Below are 1,835 nucleotides of genomic sequence, written 5' to 3' on the forward strand. Positions count from 1 at the left end.
ACACCATAGCGGTCGTAACTGACGGAACGAGGGTCTTGGGCTTGGGCGACATAGCGCCCGAAGCGGGGCTCCCCGTCATGGAAGGCAAGTGTATGCTCTTTAAGTACTTGGGCGGTGTGGACGCCGTGGCAATTTGCCTTGATACCAAAGACCCCGATAAGTTCATAGAGACGGTCAGAATGCTTACTCCTGCCTTCGGCGGGATCAACCTGGAAGACATAGCCCAACCGAAGTGCTTTTATATTCTCGACGAGCTTCGCAAGGACTGCAAGGTCCCGGTATGGCACGACGACCAGCAGGGAACGGCTGCCGTTAACCTGGCAGGCCTTTACAGCGGCCTTAAGATAACCGGCAAGAAGATCGAAGATATAAAGATCGGCTTTTTTGGCTGCGGGGCCGCTAACGTCGCTACGGTAAGGATCCTAATAAGCGCAGGGGTCAATCCCAAAAACATACTTATTGCAGACAGCAAGGGAGTGCTGCACTCGGAAAGAAGCGACCTTGACGACGTAAAATACGACATAAAGCGGCACCTTGCCCAAATTACCAATCCCGATAACGTCAGCGGAGGGCCGGAGAAAATCTTTGAGGATGCTGATGTGGTGTTTTGTTATACCAAACCAGGCCCCGACGTGGTAAAAAAGGAATGGGTCGCCAGGATGGCCAAGGACGCAATGCTTTTTGCCTGCGCCAACCCCATTCCCGAGATATGGCCCTGGGAGGCCAAAAAAGCCGGTGCCAGGATAGTTGCCACGGGAAGGTCCGATTTTCCGAACCAGATAAATAATTCTTTAATCTTTCCTGCGGTTTTCAGAGGAACGCTTGACGTCAGGGCATCGGTCATAACTGATGAGATGTGTATAGCTGCGGCAAAGACGTTGTCAGAATGCGCCGAAAAGATAGGCTTGAACGAGGATTACCTGATTCCTACCATGGATCAGACGTGGGTATACCCCGAGGTCGCTGCGTCGGTGGGTGTCAAGGCAATCGAACAGGGCTTAGCTAAGGTAAATATGTCTAGGGATGAATTAGTCAAGGTTGCTGAGGAGAAGATAAGGAACGCTCAAGAGGCCACCAAGATGCTTATGAAAGAGGGATTGATAAAGTCTGTATAGATTTGGTTCACTGTAAATAACTCCGAGCCATTTAAACTAAAGACCCTTCATGGGCTCCATGGTTTCTGGCCAATGGGTATCTTTGGAAACGAGGATGCCTCCCATGTTTGGAAAGGAGGAAATGTTAAAGAAAGCTTACGCCTGCCGTAGGTTATCTTTAGCAAAAAGCTGCCTCCTTTAAGCGAGGCAGCTTTTTTAAACCTCCTTTAGCGCTAGATGGACGCTTTAAGGCTGGTATGGCGAATTAATAACTTAAAGAAAGGAGGTCACTTGGGTCGAAGTTTGCCATATATGAGCTTTAGGGCGTTCGAAAAAAACGAGGAGGGAAACCATGAAACAGTATTTAAGGAAAAGCATCAAGGTCAACGGCAATCCTCACCACGTAGTCGCCTCCCCCGACGCCATGCTGGTCAACGTAATTAGAAAACAACTCGGGCTAACGGGAACGAAGCTTGGATGCGGACCGGGACAATGCGGAGCATGCGAGGTCATAATGAACGGCAAGCTCGTGCGTTCATGCATCGTAAGATGGGATAAAGTGCCAGAAGACGCAGAAATCATGACAATTGAAGGACTTGGAACGCTCGACAAACTCCACGCGCTTCAATGGGCTTACGTAAAGACAGGCGCCATACAGTGCGGTTTTTGCACGCCTGGTTTTATAATGAGTTCGAAGGCTCTCTTGGACGAAAACCCAAATCCAACTCGTGAAGAGGTGCG

The 1,835-nt window shown here is 49.8% G+C and carries 2 protein-coding genes and 1 riboswitch; both genes read left to right on the top strand.

Annotation, left to right across the window (positions count from 1 at the left end; translation table 11 throughout):
• A partial coding sequence (locus Q7P41_RS07755) for an NADP-dependent malic enzyme (RefSeq protein WP_303883264.1) occupies window positions 1–1,115 on the top strand: 1,115 nt, incomplete at its 5' end.
• Window positions 1,116–1,123: 8 nt separating this feature from the next.
• Window positions 1,124–1,249, top strand: a riboswitch (molybdenum cofactor riboswitch).
• A gap of 197 nt (window positions 1,250–1,446) precedes the next feature.
• A partial coding sequence (locus Q7P41_RS07760) for a (2Fe-2S)-binding protein (RefSeq protein WP_303883265.1) occupies window positions 1,447–1,835 on the top strand: 389 nt, incomplete at its 3' end.

It is taken from the genome of Acetomicrobium mobile (assembly GCF_937920065.1).